Consider the following 16258-nt stretch of genomic DNA (forward strand, 5'->3'; position numbering starts at 1 on the left):
CTGCCACACCAAGAGGCCAGGAAAGCCCCCACCCGCCATTCTTTATCAGGCGGATGGGGGCTTCCACTCTGGCGCTGGTGGCGACCGAAAGGAGGTGCTTGAAAGCCTCGTCACCATCGATCCCGCTCGCCCCACGCCCCATGGCTGATGAGTGCCGGACAGCGGGTGACGTTTACGCCATGACTTACTTGGACCCCCTACTGGCGGAGTGCTTTATAGCCCGCCGCCCGGACGAGGCGTCGTCATCTGCCGCCGCCCGAGGACGCAGGCGGGCGGCAAGCTGCTCATTCTGGACCGCAACAGCCCAGTCGGGCAGGGCCTCCCCTGGTACGAAAACAACGTCGTTGCCCGATTCCGGGTGGACGGTGTGCAGATAGCCGAGCGAGATCCGCTCCGCTCCCCCGCCCGTCGTCAAACCGCCGCTACGCTCCGGCACCGCCACAGCTTCAGCTTCGTCCTGATCGATGCCCTTGGCCTCCAGATCCTCACTGCCCCGGCTCATCACAGTGCCCCCTGAATCGAACGGTACACAGCGAACGCGGCCGGACGTGCGGGCTGCACATCCCCGCGCCAGTGCGCCACGATTCCGACCTGTCCACTGTCCGCATACTTCTCCGTCAGGACCTGAATGCTGACCGGCAGACGCTGCCCGATCAGCAGTTGCGTCCAGTCGGCGGCGAAAAGGTCCGTCGCCCTGTTCGTCATCGTGCCCTGCGTGTAGCTGGGCACTTCGTTCGTCATGTAACGCGGCAGGCCCTCAACATCGGCAGGGAGCCGCAGCGGCTGCCCTGTGGTGTCGTTCGCGCCTGCGTACTGGCGGCTCAGCTTGGCGTTCCAGATAAGCGCGTTGGGTTCCTCGTTGCCGTAGCGGACCTTGTAAATCGTGTCCAGCACTTCAGCGAAGTACGTTGCCGCCGTCTGCGCGGTGCCGTTCGCCGCCGCACCCAGCACGTTCCCCGGAAGGACCGCGTTCAGTGCTGCCAGCACTCCGCGCGGGTTGGGCGGGGTGGCCAGGTTGATCGAGCCGGCCCCGGTAGTGATGCCGCCATACAGCGCAGCGAGGTCCAGGCGCTGGGCCATAGCCTTGCTGATCGCGTCCTTCACGATCTGATCAGCGTTGTTGGCGTCCTGGAACCACTCCAGCGAACCAATGACGAGTGTGCTCATCGTCGTCGCGGTCAGCGTGACATTGTCGAACGTGGGATCGGAGGGCGTGATAGTCGATGCCTCGGTGCGGAACGCTGCCGTCGGATCACCGGTCAAACGGCCAATCTTCACCGTGCCCGCGTCCATCGGAACGATCGATGCCCCGGCCTGCATCACGGCCGATTTGTTCCTGGCAAGGTCGATCAGTTCCCCGGACCATACGGTGGGGACTACAGCCACGCCGCCAGTGGTAGACAGCGCCCTGATCATGTTGCCGAGGTTCCCGTACTGGGCCACGGCGTGGTCCTCGTTCGGTTCCCTGTGCCCGGCAACCATCGGATGCGACCGGAACGATTCGCCCTCACGCAGGGCCGCCCGTTCGCCCGTGGCCTCGTACACGAACTCGCCGCCGCGTCCGCTGGACCGGTTGCCGTGTTCCATGCGGCTCAGGACCTCGGCAGCCGCATCTGCATCAGCGCCGAACTTGTCGAGCTTACGCAACTGGGCGAAACAGGCCTCCAGGTTTGACTGCACGTCGTCAAACTCGCGTGCCTCTTCTACGGTAAGGTCCCGTTTTTCGGCCTCCGCCCGTTCCAGGAGCGCCCGGCTTGCCGTCTTATGCTTATCGATCTGTTCCCAGATCATCGTCTTCATCGATGCCATGATGTCCACGGCCTTTCTTGAACTAACCGCAGTCCGGTCACACTAAACCAGCGCGGAATAACTAATTGGGGATGTTGCCCGGGACAGGCCCTCAACGCCGCGTCCTTGGACGCTTACTGCCGGGTGCGATTCGCGCTACCCGACGGCGGAGGTTGCTCCGTGTTTCCTGCTGCTGGCGGTGGATGTCGTCCTGCCGCTCCGCTCGCTTCCACTCACTTCGCGTCCGGTGGGTTTCGCCCTGCCGTCGGCGGTCTGTAGAAGCTCGCTCACCTTCAATCTTATCTCCGGCCTGACAGATCAACGCGTCAGTCCTTTGGCAGCCCCAGCGGCCGCAACGACTTCAGAAAGTCATCGTCATCCTGAACCTGGGCGGTCTTCGACAGTGCAGCCAGGTCCCCCATCAGCTCCCTCCAGGTCCGGGTCGTGGCCGACAACAGGTGCCACCTGCCCGTCTCCGGGATCGAATCCAAGAGCCTGGCGTGCATCACCGTCACGTCCGCCAGAGCTGCCCCAGCGTCGTCCTGCGGCCCGCAGGCATCCACCACGGCCCGCGTACTCGCCTCTACCGGTCCCATGCCCTCGGGGATAGCCCCAACCCCCTCGCCCCGCTGCTTCGCCCTGAATCGCGCCTGCGCGTCCGCCTTGCCCCGACGGCAGACGAAACACCGGCAGCCATGCTTCTGATAGCCCGACTGCCCGTGCTTGATGCCCGGCAGCGGATCATCCCCAGCCATGTCCTCCTCCTCAATCACTCGTGACTACCCCCGCCCAACAGCGGAAATAGAAATGCGCGGACTGCGCGGTCATTAGCCCCGTTCGCCCATAAGAAAACAGGCCGTTGCTTCCCGGTCGCTGCTCGCGCCCATGAGATAATTGACTCTCGGAACCCCTGCGCCCTCCCCCCAGTAGCGCAGGGGTTCCCCTTTGCCCCTTTCATGCCTCTGGCTCCGGCAGATCACCCGGGATCTCTTCGGCCCGATGGATCAGGTAGTTCAGGAACTGTTCCTGCTGTGGTCCGCCGGTCGCTGCTTCGATGATGCTCAGGGCGGTGAACAGCAGGCCCTGCGCTTCCGGGAGTGTCGCTGGCAGGAGCAGTTGCCCGGCTTCGGTGTCTCCTGCCCGCGCCGCCCGCAGGAGTGCCACGATCGTCTGGATCGCTGCTGTGGTCGTCATGGCCATAATGTTGCCCTCTCGTTCGGTGTATTTCCCCCGATGTCCTGCTGCATGTCCGCCAGCTTCTGTTCGGCGGCGAGCGCCCGGTTCTGCCAGTACCTCATCCCGTCGTGTTCCTGGAGTGCCTTGGCCCGGTAGGTTTCAACCTGACGTTCCAGGTCATTCCTGCTGAGCCTCACTTCCGATCGCCCCTCACGAGAACCAGCCTCGGCTGCTTCCTGTCCGGCAGTGGGATCGCATCGATTTCAGGTGAACTCTTGTAAGCGATCCATGCCTCATCCCTGGTCCGGGACCAGCCATCAGGGAACCCCTCCGAGTCGCAGTCATCGCAGTAATAGCCCGCCGCGTTCGCCAGCCCAGAGCAGCCCAGCGTTGAACAAGGAACCATGTCAGAACACCCGCCCGGGATACGCCCGGTGAAGGGCGTTGCGAGCCTGGTTCTCGGTTTTCAACTCCGCACAGACAGCCATCAGGCCCTCAACCGTCATCACGTTTTTGTCTTCACAGACGATGCGCCAGCGCAGACCCTCTTCGTCCGTAGGCCACGCATCCGGGTCCAGCGCCAAAGGCCCGTTCACCCCGATTTCAGAAGGACCTGTTGGAGTACTACTTCTCTTAAAGGCCATTCCCTCTGGGTTTCCAAGTGGGTTCCCATCTGGGTTTTTGTCCCGCGTGTTTACGGGGAATTTCATTTCTGCCGTTTCAGAACCCTGAAAACCCCTTAAACCCAACTGGGTTTCACTTTGGGTTTCGTTCTGGGTTCCCATCTGGGTTGGCGTTGGCGTTGCTACCGGGCGAGGCCACACCTCGCGCGCCCCGCCGCTGCTAGGGCGACGTCCACCCTTCTTGCCGTTCATCTGGTTCCGTGTTTGTTGAGCCACCACAGACTCGCGGGTCCGCTGGTACTGGGAATGATGAAGAATCACGTAGCTGTCGCCGTAGTCCGACCAGAAGCCGCGAGCCAGGAGCTCCTGAACCACCGCAGGTTCCCCGCGCTTCAAGTGGCGGAGGTCAGACTTGGGGATGCGGCAGTCCAGCAACCTCCTCGCTTGCCAGATCAGCGCCTCCGTGTGGAGCCGGAACGCAGCGTCTGAAAGCTGCCAGCAGTCGTCGCCGTAGTCATCGGAAAGTTTAGTGAAGGCCATTTTGACCGTCCGACGGACGAAGCAGCAGCGCAATCCTGTCCACTTGCTCTTTGCTCAGCGGAGGCGCTTCGGCCACCACTTTGCTGATGTACTGTTCCAGCTTCGCGGCGGCCAACCTGCGCCGGGCCTCTTCCACGGGCTGGCCGTTCCGAACCCTGACGGCTACTTCCGCCCGAGCTTGGTAGATCTCCTTCGACAATTCCAACATCCAATGCGCTCGTGCATCTTCAAGGCTGTCGGGTTGGCCCTGCTTACACTTCTAGTTTTAGGGGCACCTGACTGGCAAAGAAGCGGATGCAAAAGGATGTCCGGAAGTTCGCACCTTCTATCCACAGGCCTTGTTTTAGGCCATCCACTCAATCCTGATCTGGTCGGGGTCGAAGCCGCGCCCCTTGCCTGCGGGCAGCACCATCACCGACAGCAGGGTGCGGATGATTTGCCGCTGGGTCCCCAACGGCAATGCTGACCAGGCCTCAGCGACATCCTCGGCCCCGATGACAGCGGCGGCCGGGTTCAAGCCCTCGGCGTTACTGATCGCGTTTTCGATCTCGCCAAGTTCTCTCGTCAGCTTCCCGGCCTGATCGCGTACAGCAGAGACTGACATGACCCCTTCCGCCAGCAATGCCGCTAAACCGTCCCTACGGTCCCTCAGAGCCCGCGCCTTGGCACGAAGGTCTGTGGTTGTGTCCCCGCTTGCGAACATACGGGCAGCGTCTGGCATGCCCAGCCGGGTGACGACCACGCTCTGGACAAGGGCGTCGATCTGGTCCAGGTTCCGCTGCATGCAGTACCCGCCGAAGCACCGGTACACCATGCGTTTCGCGCCGTCCTTGCCAGGGGCAGGTGCAGCGAACATCTTCGCCCCACACTTGGAGCAGACCAAGATACCTGACAGAAGGTACTTCGTGTTGAGATCGTCGGGCGCAGTTTTGCGGCGTGGGTCTGTCAGGACTTCCTTCAACCGGCGCGAGGTTTCCTCGTCGAGGATTGGCTCCCACTGCCCGGCCGCCTCCTGCGGCACCCCGTTGTAGGTCCGGGTCCCGGCATAGCGTTCGCTCAGAAGGACGCGCCGGAGTTGGGTGACTCCCCAGGGTCCCCCTTCCTTGAGGATGACCGTCTTGTCCCTCTTGTCACGGCTGACAGCAGTCGTGCGGAGTCCGTCAGCGTTCCACTTCCGTACGACGCTGGTCAAGGTCGCTCCGTCGAGAACCAAGGCGGCTGCTTCCCTAATGGCCTCCGCTTCGTCAGGCACGGTGAAAACGCGGCCGTCCTCGGTGCGGTCATAGCCAAAGGGCCGACGGGACCAGAAGGCCTCCCCCTTCCCGGCTCGCTGGGCATTGGCAGCCTTCTGACGATCTCCCTTGTGCTTCGTTTCCATCGCGGCAATGGCGGTCAGAATCTGGGCAACAGCTACCCCTGTGGCGTCGCCAAGATCCAGTGATACACCGTGGACACAGGCGATGTTGACCCGGTGCTTCTGGCCCGCATCGATGATGCGGGAGAGGTCCTTCATTGACCGCGTCAGGCGGTCCAGGTGCCAGACGACAACACCAGAGACAAGTCCACGGCCGATGTCCCCCAGCAGCCTTTCGAAGGCGGGACGGGTCTTACCGGTGGTGGCGCTGATCGAGTTGTCAGCATAGAGGACTGGGGCGTCCCAGCCTTTGGCTTGGGCGATGAGGCGGCAGTCGGCCTCTTGGCGTTGAACGGCCGCTTCGTGGCCGGTTTTGTCTTCGGACTGCCTGACGTAGACGGCGTGTGTGCCCATGCTTCGAGAGTAACGCTAGCGGCTGACAAGCGGGACCATCATCGCGATTTCCTTTTTCCCTGCAGCTTCCATGAGGTCCCGTTTGGCCGAATCGCGTACGTCCTGTGCCTGCGCGCGGAGCACGTCTGCGAGGGGGGTTCCTCTTTCCACTGCAACGATGATGCCGTCAACGAACCGGACCAAGGGGGCAAGGTCGGTGCGGGCTGAGAACTCCTGCAAGGCCAAGACCAGGGGTTTTCCTGCCCTCGTCTCCGCGAGGATCTTTGAGAATTCCTTTGACAGCTCACCATTGGCACTCCTGCAAACGCGATCCAAAGCGCCCGTTGCGCTCTCGCCTGCGCCGACCGCCAGAGCCATCAGTTCGGCAAGGCTGGGAAACTCTGCCATCATCCGTGCTTCCCGCCGGCGGACCTGGGCTCCCAGCCAGTAATCCCGCAGCACAAAACCTGCTGCAGCACTGCCGATAATTACCGCAGCTGCCAGGAGTGGATTGAACCTCCCGGCTGCGGCTCCGATGAAGATAAGCGCCAACGAGAGGGCAAAACCGGCAGCGGCCCAGAGCAGTTGTTCCGCACGGAAGTCGATTGGTGACTTGTTGATCCCTGCCTGGGCCAAGCGGCGCCCGGTGGCCCCGGGCGAGGGGTTGAGTTTCCCCAATGCGGAAAGCCAGTCCCGGAAGACAGGGCGGAGAATCCGTTCCAGCGGGCCGAAAGGTGTCAGGTTCTGCTCGCCTGCAGAGAGGAGCCGCGACTCCAGGTTCTGCGACTTCAGTTGCGGCTCGATGCGTTCAGAGAGTGTCATGGCACGCATTGGCGGTGACCGGAAGATCACGAGCCACAATCCGAAGCCAAGGCCGATACCGCAGAGTACTGCTGCAGGCGGAACGGTGATCATCGGAGTACCCTTTCGTCCTGCGGCAAGGCCCCGATCTTCAACATGACGGTGTAGCAAACCAGGGAGACAACCAGACCTCCGAGCAGGACGGCGGCACCCATAGGCGTGTTGTAGGCCTGGATCGCCTCCGGCCTGGTGGCGAGCAGGATCATCACGATCCAGGGTGCTGCGACGGCAAGCCGGGCGGCATTAATGGTCCAGGACTGACGCGCCTCCAATTCACTGCGGGTCCGCGCGTTTTCCCTCAGGAACTCGGCCAGTGTGCCCAGGAGCTTCCCCAAGTCTGAGCCGCCCACTTCGCGGGTCAGCCGGAGTGCTTCGATTATCCGGTCAGCCACGGGGTCAGCCAGCCGCTGTTTCAGTTTGTTCAGAGAGCCATCGAACTGGCCGCCGGCACGGTAGTCAGCGCCGAACTCACGAAAGATGGGCCGCAGTTCCTCAGGCCCCTTGTCTCCAAGTTGAATGAGGGCCTCAGGCAGCGGCAGGCCGGCGCGGATCGCCGATCGGAGATGATCGACGACGTCAGGCCAAAGCTGGCGCAGCATGGCCGTCCTCTTTTTGGCCCGCCACCGGAGGATGGTGATTGGCAGCCACGCTCCGAAAAGCCCGAAGCAGGCGGCAATGGCCCACGAACGGCTGAGCCCGTAGATGATGAGTGCCACGAAGATTCCCAGCCCCAGGCACGTACCCGCCAGGCCGCGTGCTGAGACCTTATCGACCCCGGCAGCCGCGAGCAGGTCAGCCAGTCGGGTGGGCTTACGCTTGCGGACCCCGCGGTCCGGCGTTTCCCAGCAGGCCCACCAGATAAGGAAGAAGCCCACCCCCAACGCCGCCCCCACCAGCGCCGGGATCATCGCGGATCCAGCAGCGCAGCGACGTCGTATCCTGCCCGCGAGAACTTTTCCGCCGCCGGCATGGCATTGGCCCGAGGCTGCAGGACTCCATTCTCCAGAGCGAAGATCATTGACGACTCGATGATGCCGTTTTCCACGCGTCGGCCCAGCGACAGGATCTGAGTCACTTGCCGCCGCCCGTCGGCTTGCCTGCTGCAGTGCACCACCAGGTCTATGCAGGATGCAACGGTGGGGACAACGAACGCACTTGAGATGTTCTCCCCCGCCAGCAGCGGCAATGTACAGATCTTGGTGACAGCATCATGGGCGGAGTTCGCATGGACGGTGCACATCCCAGGAAGACCACTGTTAAGTGCGATCAGCATGTCAAGGCTCTCGGCTTCCCGCACCTCCCCCACAACCAGTCGGTCCGGGCGCATGCGCAAGGCTTCCTTCACCAGGCGACGGAGTGGAATTTCGCCCTCACCTTCGAGATTTGGCTGCCTGCACTGCAACCCCACCACGTCCCGGAGCGGAAACTGCAGTTCAAAAATCTCCTCGACAGTGATAACACGCTCCCGCGTTCCGATGCTCGCCGCCAGGCAGTTCAACATGGTCGTCTTGCCTGCCTGCGTCGCCCCTGACACAAGGATGTTCAGGCCACTGGACACCGCTGCGCCGAGAAACCGCGCCGACTGCGGTGTCAGCGTCCCCAACTCGACCAGGTGTTCCAGGCGGCTGGCCTTCACGACGAACTTCCTGATGTTCACGGCCCAGTGGCGGCGGGTCACATCTGGAATGACCACGTGGAGCCTGGATCCATCGGGCAGCGCGGCATCGACGAACGGAGAGGACATATCCAGGCGTCTGCCGGAGCTTTTGAGCATGCGTTCGACCAAGTCGCGAACCTGCTGCTCGGAGAGGCTCAGCGATGTCAGCTCTGACTCGCCGCTGCGTGCCACATAAATTTCGTTTGGGGCATTGAGCCAAATCTCTTCGATTGACGGATCGTCGAGCAGTGGCTGGAGCACCCCAAAGCCCGCGACGGCATCGAACAGGAATCTGCGGGCTGCGTCCAGCGGGCCAAGAGGCGGAAGAGGCCCCATAAGTGCGCGCTCATCATAGTCAGTGACGGCTGCTTCCACCAGCCTTCGGACCTCTCCGGCTTGCCTGAGCGGATCCAGCCCGCGTCGGCGGATGAGCTCACGGACCTCGTCCTCGACAATTCCCAGCGCGTCCATATGTTCCCCCGTACAACTGCCGCCCCCGGCAGAGGCAGTGCGACTGGGTAAAGCCTAAAGAGCAGGTCCAGCCACAACAAGTCATTCAGCGCCCCTGTGGACAACTACCTATCCTCAAGATTGTCCTCGGGAGAGGCTCAAGATTCTGCTTAGAGGAGCGCAGTATTCACATAAGTAACATGAGAATCACTAGTTCCACCAGTAACAGCGATGCTAAGGTGAGCGCGTTATTTATCGAAATAGCACTATCAGGTGTCTTCCTGGGGGAAACCACCTGAGCAGTATCCAAAGGGGCGCTCGGGGGAGCGCCACATTGTCTCCGGAGCACATATGAAGCGGAACCCGTCTCAGTCCCGTCGCCCAATCATGATGTCCTTTGGGACCGGCTTGCTGGCCGTCTCATTGCTGACTGGCCCTGGTCTCACCGGAGCAGCTTCCGCTTTAGAGCCCAGTCCCACGCCCACACCGTCCCAGACGGCTGCCACGTCGCCGCAAACAACGCCGGTGCCTTCCCCTGTGCAGACGACTTCAGAAGCCGCGCCAGCAACCGCAACCGCGCCGCAGCCTTCCATTGAAGCCAGTCCGCCTGCGTCGGCCACTCCAGAGTCGATGCCCCAAGCTATTGGCCCGGGTGGAGCGGAAATGGGACAGAGGTCAAAGCGGGTGACCTCGTCATCCCCGTCTGGCACCGTGAAGAAGCTTAGTGCGGAGTCGCTAGGCACCGAAGGCACGTGGATGCCCTCCTTTGGTGTCCAGGGACTCGATGTCAGCGGCCACCAAACCAGCGTCGACTGGCAGCAGCAGTGGAACATGGGTGCAAGGTTCGCCTATGTGAAGGCTTCCGAAGGAAACTACTTCACCAATGAATTGTTCGGCTCGCAATATCAGGGCGCACGAAACGTTGGCATGATGCGGGGCGCCTACCACTTCGCGATTCCCAACTGGTCCTCGGGCTCCGACCAGGCGCGCTACTTCGTGAATAACGGCGGTGGCTGGTCTGCGGACGGGTACACCATGCCCCCGGTTCTGGATTTCGAGTTCAATCCGTACGAGGGCCGAACTATTAACGGCTTCTACTTCGGGAACACGTGCTACGGCATGAGTCAGGGTCAGCTGGCATCCTGGGTCCAGGACTTCGGTAACACCATGAAGTCGCTGACCGGGCGCTTGCCCGTGATTTACACCAACACGAGCTGGTGGAACCAGTGCCTCGGAGTCCAGACGGGCTTTGGCGATTACCCGTTGTGGGTCGCCGCATATCCCAGCTCCCCCAGTGACAACGCCGGTGCTGTCCCCGCAAGCTGGAGCACCTACAGCATCTGGCAGTACAGCAGTACGGGACCTTTTGCTGGTGATTCGAATGTCTGGAACGGCGACTACGCATCCCTCCAGCGTTTTGCCGGAAGCGGCACGCCCGCCGTCCAGGTCCCATCGCAGGCCACACAGCAAATCGCTGCATACGCGGGCAGCCATCCATCGCTCGGCAGCCAAACTACCGCCATCACCTGCGGCTTGACCAGCGGAGGCTGCTACCAGGGCTTCCAAAACGGGACGGTCATGTGGTCCTCTGCCTCCGGAGCGTTCGCGGTATTGGCCGTCCCAGTCACTGGCACGTGGCAGGCCCTCGGCGCAGAGCGCAGCCCGGCAGGCTATCCAACAAGTGACTTGATCTGCGGACTGAAGAACGGCGGTTGTTTTCAGAACTTCCAGGGCGGCAGCATCATGTCGTCTACTGCTTCGGGTGCCGCCTTCGTTCCAGTCGGCGCGATCCGCGATTCCTGGGCAGCACAGGGGTATGAAAACGGCCCGTGGGGATACCCCACGACCAATCCAACGTGCGGCCTTCGTTCAGGCGGGTGCTTCCAGCTCTTCCAAGCCGGCTCAGTGCTTTGGACCACGTCCACCGGCGCGCACCTGGTCAAAGCAGGAGCCCTCTTCGACGCATGGGCGAAAGATGGGTTCGAAAACGGTCTCCTTGGGTTCCCCAGCACAGATGCAACGTGCACAGCGTCCGACTGCACGCAGTTGTTCACTGGAGGAGTAATTGCATGGACGTCCACCGCAGGCGCCTGGCCAATCTACATGGGTATCGGCGAGACCTGGAAGGCGGCGCGGGCAAAGGGAGAGCCCATCGGTTTCCCGCTGGCCAAGGAAGTGTGCGGACTCCGGGGCGGCGGCTGCTATCAGCTGTTCCAAGGCGGAAGCATACTTTTCTCGCCGATGTCCGGGGCATATGCAATGACGGGCCGAATTTTCAACTACTGGGCGCAATCCGGCTTCGAGAATGGCAAGCTCGGTTACCCCACCGGCCCCGCTAGTTGCGGTGCCGTTCAGACCGAATGCTCTCAGCCCTTTGAAAATGGCATCGTCGCCTACTCCTCAGCCACATCGATCCAGACGATATCGGTAGGTGCAATGGCCCAGGCTTGGACGAATCTCGGTGCTTCAGGAGGTTCACTGGGCTACCCAACCTCCGCACAGGTTTGCGGCCTCAAGGACGGCGGATGTTTCCAGATGTTCACGAAGGGGGCTCTCCTGCTCTCCCCCGCAACCGGCGCGCAACCCAGCTTGCTCGGGCCCATCCGTGACCTGTGGCAGAAGCAAGGCTTTGAAAACGGTCCGCTCGGCTACCCTGCGTCGACTGTCATCTGCGGGCTCGTCGGGGCAGGATGCTTCCAGAACTACATGGGCGGCACAGTTCTCTGGTCCAGTGCCAGCGGAGCACATGCCATGTTGGGCGGTGCAATCCGGGATGCATGGGCGGCTTCCGGCTTTGAAAATGGAATTCTCGGTTACCCAGTAAGCGAACAGGCGTGTGGCCTGCGCAATGGCGGCTGCTTCCAGAACTTCGCCAACGGAACCGTACTTTACTCCCCAGCCACAGGCGCCCAGCCCATGACATCAGCACCAATTCGGGACAAGTGGACCACAACGGGCTTCGAGGGCGGCACGCTTGGCTACCCCACGAGCGGGGCCATCTGCGGCCTGCGTAATGGCGGCTGCTTCGAGAACTTCGAAAAGGGAACCATCATGTGGTCTGCCGCGAGCGGTGCCCAAGTGATGACGCCCGGGCCGATCCAACAGAGCTGGGCGGGGCAAGGCTTCGAAAACGGTGCCTTGGCGTTCCCCACCGGCGGCCAGACATGCACAGCCGACAAGCTGTCTTGCAGCCAGACCTTCCAGGGAGGCACGATCACCTGGACTTCTGCCGGCGGAGCGAAAATTCGGCTCAACTGAACACGGCGGGCAAAAGCAGGGGCGGGACCGTTTGGCGGTCCCGCCCCTGCTTTTTGCTCTAATTCCGGATCAGCGACCGTGTTCCAACAGGTCGATAAGGTAAGAGCCGTAACCGCTCTTTACAAGGGGTTCGGCCCGCTCGCGAAGTTCATCGTCGGTGAGGAACCCCAGGCGCCAGGCGATTTCCTCGGGGGCGCCGATCTTGAGGCCCTGCCGGTTCTCGGTGGTCCGCACAAAGTTTGACGCGTCATTCAGGTCATTGAAAGTTCCCGTGTCCAGCCACGCTGTTCCCCGCGGAAGAATCTCGACCTGAAGCTTGCCGCGCTCGAGGTAGGTACGGTTGACGTCCGTGATCTCCAGCTCTCCCCTGGCGGACGGCTTCAGGTTCTTTGCAATGTCCACGACGTCGTTGTCGTAGAAATAGAGCCCTGGCACTGCATAGTGGCTCTTCGGTTGGGCCGGCTTTTCCTCCAGCGAGACCGCCTTGCCGGTCTCGTCAAATTCCACAACGCCGTAGGCCTTCGGATCGGCTACCCAGTAACCAAACACAGCTCCACCGTCGATGTTTTCAAAGCGACGCAGCTGCGTACCCATGCCGTGCCCGTAGAAAATGTTGTCACCGAGGACAAGGGCCACGGTGTCATCGCCGATGTGCTCGGCGCCGAGCACAAACGCCTGTGCGAGGCCATCGGGAGACGGCTGCTGCTTGTAGGTGATCGAAACACCGAACCGGGACCCGTCACCGAGGAGCCGTTCAAACTGCTCAGCATCGTGGGGGGTCGTGATAATCAGGATGTCCCGGATGCCCGCGAGGATTAAGGTGGAGAGCGGGTAGTAGATCATAGGCTTGTCGTACACCGGGACCAACTGCTTACTGACGCCCAAGGTGATGGGGTGGAGCCTCGAGCCGGTACCGCCGGCGAGTATTATTCCGCGCATGCACCCATCTTTCCTTTAGCTAAGTGCGGCGGCAAATCCGGTAGTCTTGGGAATTATGCAGCGACTTCTTGTTACCGGCGGTGCCGGCTTCATTGGTTCAAACTTTGTCCACTACGTTATTGAGAACACCGAAGACCATGTCACTGTTCTGGACAAGTTGACCTATGCCGGCAACCTTGCGTCGCTGCAGGGACTTCCCGCAGACCGCTTCACCTTCGTTCAGGGCGATATTGCGGATCCTGCGCTGGTCGATGGCCTCGTAGCCGACTCCGACGTCGTAGTTCACTACGCTGCTGAATCGCACAATGACAACTCTTTGCACGACCCCCGTCCATTCCTGGACACCAATATCATCGGCACTTACACGCTGATTGAAGCGGCGCGGAAGCACAACAAGCGCTTCCACCACATTTCCACGGACGAAGTCTATGGCGATCTCGAACTCGATGATCCGGAGCGCTTCACCGAGCAAACGCCGTACAACCCCTCAAGTCCGTATTCGTCCACCAAGGCCGGTTCCGACCTCCTGGTAAGGGCGTGGGTACGCTCCTTCGGTCTGCAGGCCACCATCAGCAACTGCTCCAATAACTATGGTCCGTACCAGCACGTGGAAAAGTTCATCCCCCGGCAGATCACCAACGTCATCGACGGGATCCGTCCCAAGCTCTACGGCAAGGGCGAGAACGTCAGGGACTGGATCCACGCCAACGACCATTCCTCGGCTGTGCTGGCAATCATCGCGAAGGGAACCATCGGCGAGACCTACCTGATCGGCGCCGACGGTGAAAAGAACAATAAAGACGTCGTTGAACTGATCCTCAAGCACATGGGTCAGTCACCGGACGCCTACGACCACGTGGTGGACCGCCCCGGCCACGACCTTCGCTACGCCATCGACTCCACCAAGCTGCGCAATGAACTGGGATGGGAACCCCAGTTCTCCAACTTCGACGAAGGCATTGAAGACACCATTGCGTGGTACCGGGAGAACGAGGACTGGTGGCGACCCCAGAAAGCCGCCACCGAAGCAAAGTACAAGGAACAGGGCCAGTAGTCGATGTCGCTGGAGTTCTCTAAAAAGCTGGCAGGGCACCAAACCCCCATTCCCGGCGTCGTTCTCTATGATCTTCCGGTGCACGGTGATAACCGCGGCTGGTTCAAGGAAAACTGGCAGCGGGAGAAGATGGTGGCCCTCGGCCTCCCGGACTTCCGCCCCGTGCAGAACAACATTTCCTTCAACGAGAAGGCCGGAACTACCCGCGGTATCCATGCGGAGCCGTGGGACAAGTTCATTTCCGTAGCAACGGGAAGGATCTTCGGAGCCTGGGTCGACCTAAGGGAAGGTCCCTCTTTCGGCGCGGTCTTCACCACTGAACTCGACCCCAGCCAAGCGATTTTCATTCCTCGCGGTGTTGGCAACGCTTTCCAGACGCTCGAGGACAACACGGCCTACACGTATCTGGTCAACGACCACTGGTCTGCTGACGCGCAGGGGCAGTACACCTTCCTCAATCTGGCAGACGAGACAGCTGCAATCGATTGGCCGATTCCACTTGCAGACGCCGAACTCTCGGACAAGGACAAGGCGCACCCGCGCATGGCCGACGTCACCCCGATGCCAGCCAAGAAGATCCTGGTGGTAGGTGCCGATGGACAACTGGGCAAGGCACTTCGTGCCGAGTACGACGGCGACACGTCAGTCGAGTTCGCAAGTCGCGCTGAGTTTGATCTCACCAGTGAGAACAGCTTTACGGGCAGGAACTGGAAGAATTACTCCACCATCATCAATGCTGCTGCCTACACGGCCGTAGACGCAGCAGAAACAGCAGACGGACGTGCCGCCTCCTGGTCCATCAACGTGGCGGCCGTGGCACGCCTGGCGCGTACCGCCGTCGAACATAACATCACTTTGGTTCACGTCTCCTCGGACTATGTGTTTGATGGCAGCCGGGAAAGCCACGCCGAGGACGAGCCGTTCACTCCTCTGGGCGTCTACGGGCAGACCAAAGCCGCCGGCGACGCTGTGGTCACTGTCGTCCCCAGACACTACATCGTGCGAACGAGTTGGGTTATTGGAGAGGGAAACAACTTCGTGCGCACCATGGCCTCGCTCGCGTTGCGCGGAGTAGAGCCCTCTGTAGTCAACGACCAGTACGGGCGCCTCAGTTTCACTGAGGACATCGCGGCGGGTATCCGGCATTTGCTGGACACAGGCGCAGCGTACGGCACGTACAACCTGAGCAACGACGGCGAGCCGCAGTCATGGGCGGACATCGCAGCGGACGTCTACGAACTGTCGGGCAAAAGCAGAGCCTCGGTGACGGGAGTGAGTACCAAGGCATACTTCGATGGGAAGGACGCTGCGCCCCGGCCATTAAACAGCGTCCTTGACCTGACCAAGATCAACGCCGCCGGATTCAAGCCCGTTCCGTCAGGCGACCGTCTGGCCGCGTACTTGAAGAACGGATCGGTCGAGTCTTGAACACCCCCTTCCGCAATCCGGACACCCTGGTGATCATGCCGGCCTGGAATGAGTCCGAGGCCATCGGCAATACGATCCGCGAGGTCTTCGAATTCGGACCGCCGTGCGACGTTCTGGTCGTTGACGACGGCTCCCGGGATAAAACAGCCATTGTTGCCAGGGAGGCTGGGGCTACCGTACTGCAGCTTCCCTTCAACATGGGTGTTGGCGGCGCTATGCGCACCGGCTTCAAGTACGCAAAAAACCACGGCTACAGTCGAGTGATCCAAGTCGATGCTGACGGCCAGCATGATCCACGGGACATCAAGGCTGTCCTCGACGGGCTTCAGCACGCCGACATCGCGATTGGCGCCAGGTTCGCCGATAAGGGTAATTACACCGTGCGGGGTCCAAGGAAATGGGCAATGAAGGTGCTCGCCTGGACAATTTCCCGCATCGCTGGAACTCCCCTGACGGACGTTACGTCTGGATTCAGGGCAGCGAACACCAAGGCGATCCGGCAGTATGTGGACCACTATCCTGCTGAATACCTGGGCGATACCATCGATTCCCTTGTTGTTGCCATCCGTTCAGGTTGCACAGTGAAACAAGTCGCGGTCTCGATGCGCGCCCGGCAGGGGGGCACACCCAGCCATGACCCGATGAAGGCCGCCATATACCTCGGCCGCTCAGGAATGGCGTTGCTGTTCGCACTGACGCGGAAGAAAACCGAGCCGTCCACCAACTAGGAATCCAAA

General features: G+C 61.4%; 16 protein-coding genes. 4 read left to right on the forward strand and 12 right to left on the reverse strand.

Features of this window, described 5'->3' with window-relative positions; genetic code table 11:
• Window positions 1–184: 184 nt before the first annotated feature.
• The 11 genes from FBY33_RS17890 to FBY33_RS17940 form a co-directional block, all read right to left on the reverse strand.
• The gene (locus FBY33_RS17890) at window positions 185–502 is read right to left on the reverse strand and encodes a hypothetical protein (RefSeq protein WP_142031688.1); all 318 of its coding nucleotides are present in this window, start codon (window positions 500–502) and stop codon (window positions 185–187) included.
• Window positions 502–1809 carry a phage major capsid protein gene (locus tag FBY33_RS17895; RefSeq protein WP_235010673.1) on the reverse strand — a complete coding sequence of 436 codons (1308 nt, stop codon included), beginning with the start codon at window positions 1807–1809 and terminating at the stop codon, window positions 502–504. Before FBY33_RS17895 ends, FBY33_RS17890 begins: the two co-directional genes overlap by 1 nt.
• A 305-nt stretch (window positions 1810–2114) precedes the next feature.
• Window positions 2115–2543: a hypothetical protein gene (locus FBY33_RS17900; protein WP_142031690.1), complete on the reverse strand. Its 429-nt coding sequence runs from the start codon at window positions 2541–2543 to the stop codon at window positions 2115–2117.
• Window positions 2544–2742: 199 nt separating this feature from the next.
• Complete coding sequence (locus FBY33_RS17905; RefSeq protein WP_142031691.1) at window positions 2743–2982, reverse strand: hypothetical protein; 240 nt, start codon at window positions 2980–2982, stop codon at window positions 2743–2745.
• Window positions 2979–3161 (reverse strand): hypothetical protein, encoded by a 183-nt coding sequence (locus tag FBY33_RS17910; RefSeq protein WP_142031692.1) that lies wholly within the window; start codon window positions 3159–3161, stop codon window positions 2979–2981. The genes FBY33_RS17905 and FBY33_RS17910 overlap by 4 nt, the downstream gene beginning before the upstream one ends.
• A 210-nt stretch (window positions 3162–3371) precedes the next feature.
• Window positions 3372–4127, reverse strand: coding sequence for a hypothetical protein (locus tag FBY33_RS17915; protein WP_142031693.1), 756 nt, complete (start codon window positions 4125–4127; stop codon window positions 3372–3374).
• Window positions 4114–4326 carry a hypothetical protein gene (locus FBY33_RS17920; RefSeq protein ID WP_142031694.1) on the reverse strand — a complete coding sequence of 71 codons (213 nt, stop codon included), beginning with the start codon at window positions 4324–4326 and terminating at the stop codon, window positions 4114–4116. The genes FBY33_RS17915 and FBY33_RS17920 overlap by 14 nt, the downstream gene beginning before the upstream one ends.
• Before the next feature lie 144 nt (window positions 4327–4470).
• A complete protein-coding gene (locus FBY33_RS17925) occupies window positions 4471–5895 on the reverse strand; it encodes a recombinase family protein (protein WP_142031695.1) in 1425 nt (474 codons plus the stop codon).
• 15 nt (window positions 5896–5910) lie between these two features.
• A complete protein-coding gene (locus FBY33_RS17930) occupies window positions 5911–6789 on the reverse strand; it encodes a type II secretion system F family protein (protein WP_235010609.1) in 879 nt (292 codons plus the stop codon).
• On the reverse strand, window positions 6786–7643 hold the full coding sequence (locus FBY33_RS17935; protein ID WP_142031696.1) for a type II secretion system F family protein: 858 nt from the start codon (window positions 7641–7643) through the stop codon (window positions 6786–6788). The genes FBY33_RS17930 and FBY33_RS17935 overlap by 4 nt, the downstream gene beginning before the upstream one ends.
• Complete coding sequence (locus tag FBY33_RS17940) at window positions 7640–8863, reverse strand: CpaF family protein (protein WP_142031697.1); 1224 nt, start codon at window positions 8861–8863, stop codon at window positions 7640–7642. The genes FBY33_RS17935 and FBY33_RS17940 overlap by 4 nt, the downstream gene beginning before the upstream one ends.
• A 735-nt stretch (window positions 8864–9598) precedes the next feature.
• Here FBY33_RS17940 and FBY33_RS17945 point away from each other — a divergent pair.
• On the forward strand, window positions 9599–12100 hold the full coding sequence (locus tag FBY33_RS17945) for a GH25 family lysozyme (protein WP_142033020.1): 2502 nt from the start codon (window positions 9599–9601) through the stop codon (window positions 12098–12100).
• 69 nt (window positions 12101–12169) lie between these two features.
• Here FBY33_RS17945 and rfbA read toward each other — a convergent pair whose 3' ends face one another.
• Entirely contained in the window at window positions 12170–13039 is an 870-nt protein-coding gene (gene rfbA, locus FBY33_RS17950) for a glucose-1-phosphate thymidylyltransferase RfbA (protein WP_142031698.1), read from the reverse strand.
• A gap of 55 nt (window positions 13040–13094) precedes the next feature.
• Here rfbA and rfbB point away from each other — a divergent pair, with 55 nt between their 5' ends.
• The 3 genes from rfbB to FBY33_RS17965 are packed head-to-tail and all read left to right on the forward strand — an operon-like array spanning window position 13095 to window position 16249.
• A complete protein-coding gene (gene rfbB, locus FBY33_RS17955; protein WP_142031699.1) occupies window positions 13095–14093 on the forward strand; it encodes a dTDP-glucose 4,6-dehydratase in 999 nt (332 codons plus the stop codon).
• A gap of 3 nt (window positions 14094–14096) precedes the next feature.
• Window positions 14097–15521 (forward strand): sugar nucleotide-binding protein, encoded by a 1425-nt coding sequence (locus tag FBY33_RS17960; RefSeq protein ID WP_142031700.1) that lies wholly within the window; start codon window positions 14097–14099, stop codon window positions 15519–15521.
• On the forward strand, window positions 15518–16249 hold the full coding sequence (locus FBY33_RS17965; RefSeq protein ID WP_268815877.1) for a glycosyltransferase family 2 protein: 732 nt from the start codon (window positions 15518–15520) through the stop codon (window positions 16247–16249). The genes FBY33_RS17960 and FBY33_RS17965 overlap by 4 nt, the downstream gene beginning before the upstream one ends.
• The last annotated feature ends 9 nt before the right edge of the window (window positions 16250–16258 follow it).

The organism is Arthrobacter sp. SLBN-112, from assembly GCF_006715225.1.
GTDB lineage: Bacteria > Actinomycetota > Actinomycetes > Actinomycetales > Micrococcaceae > Arthrobacter.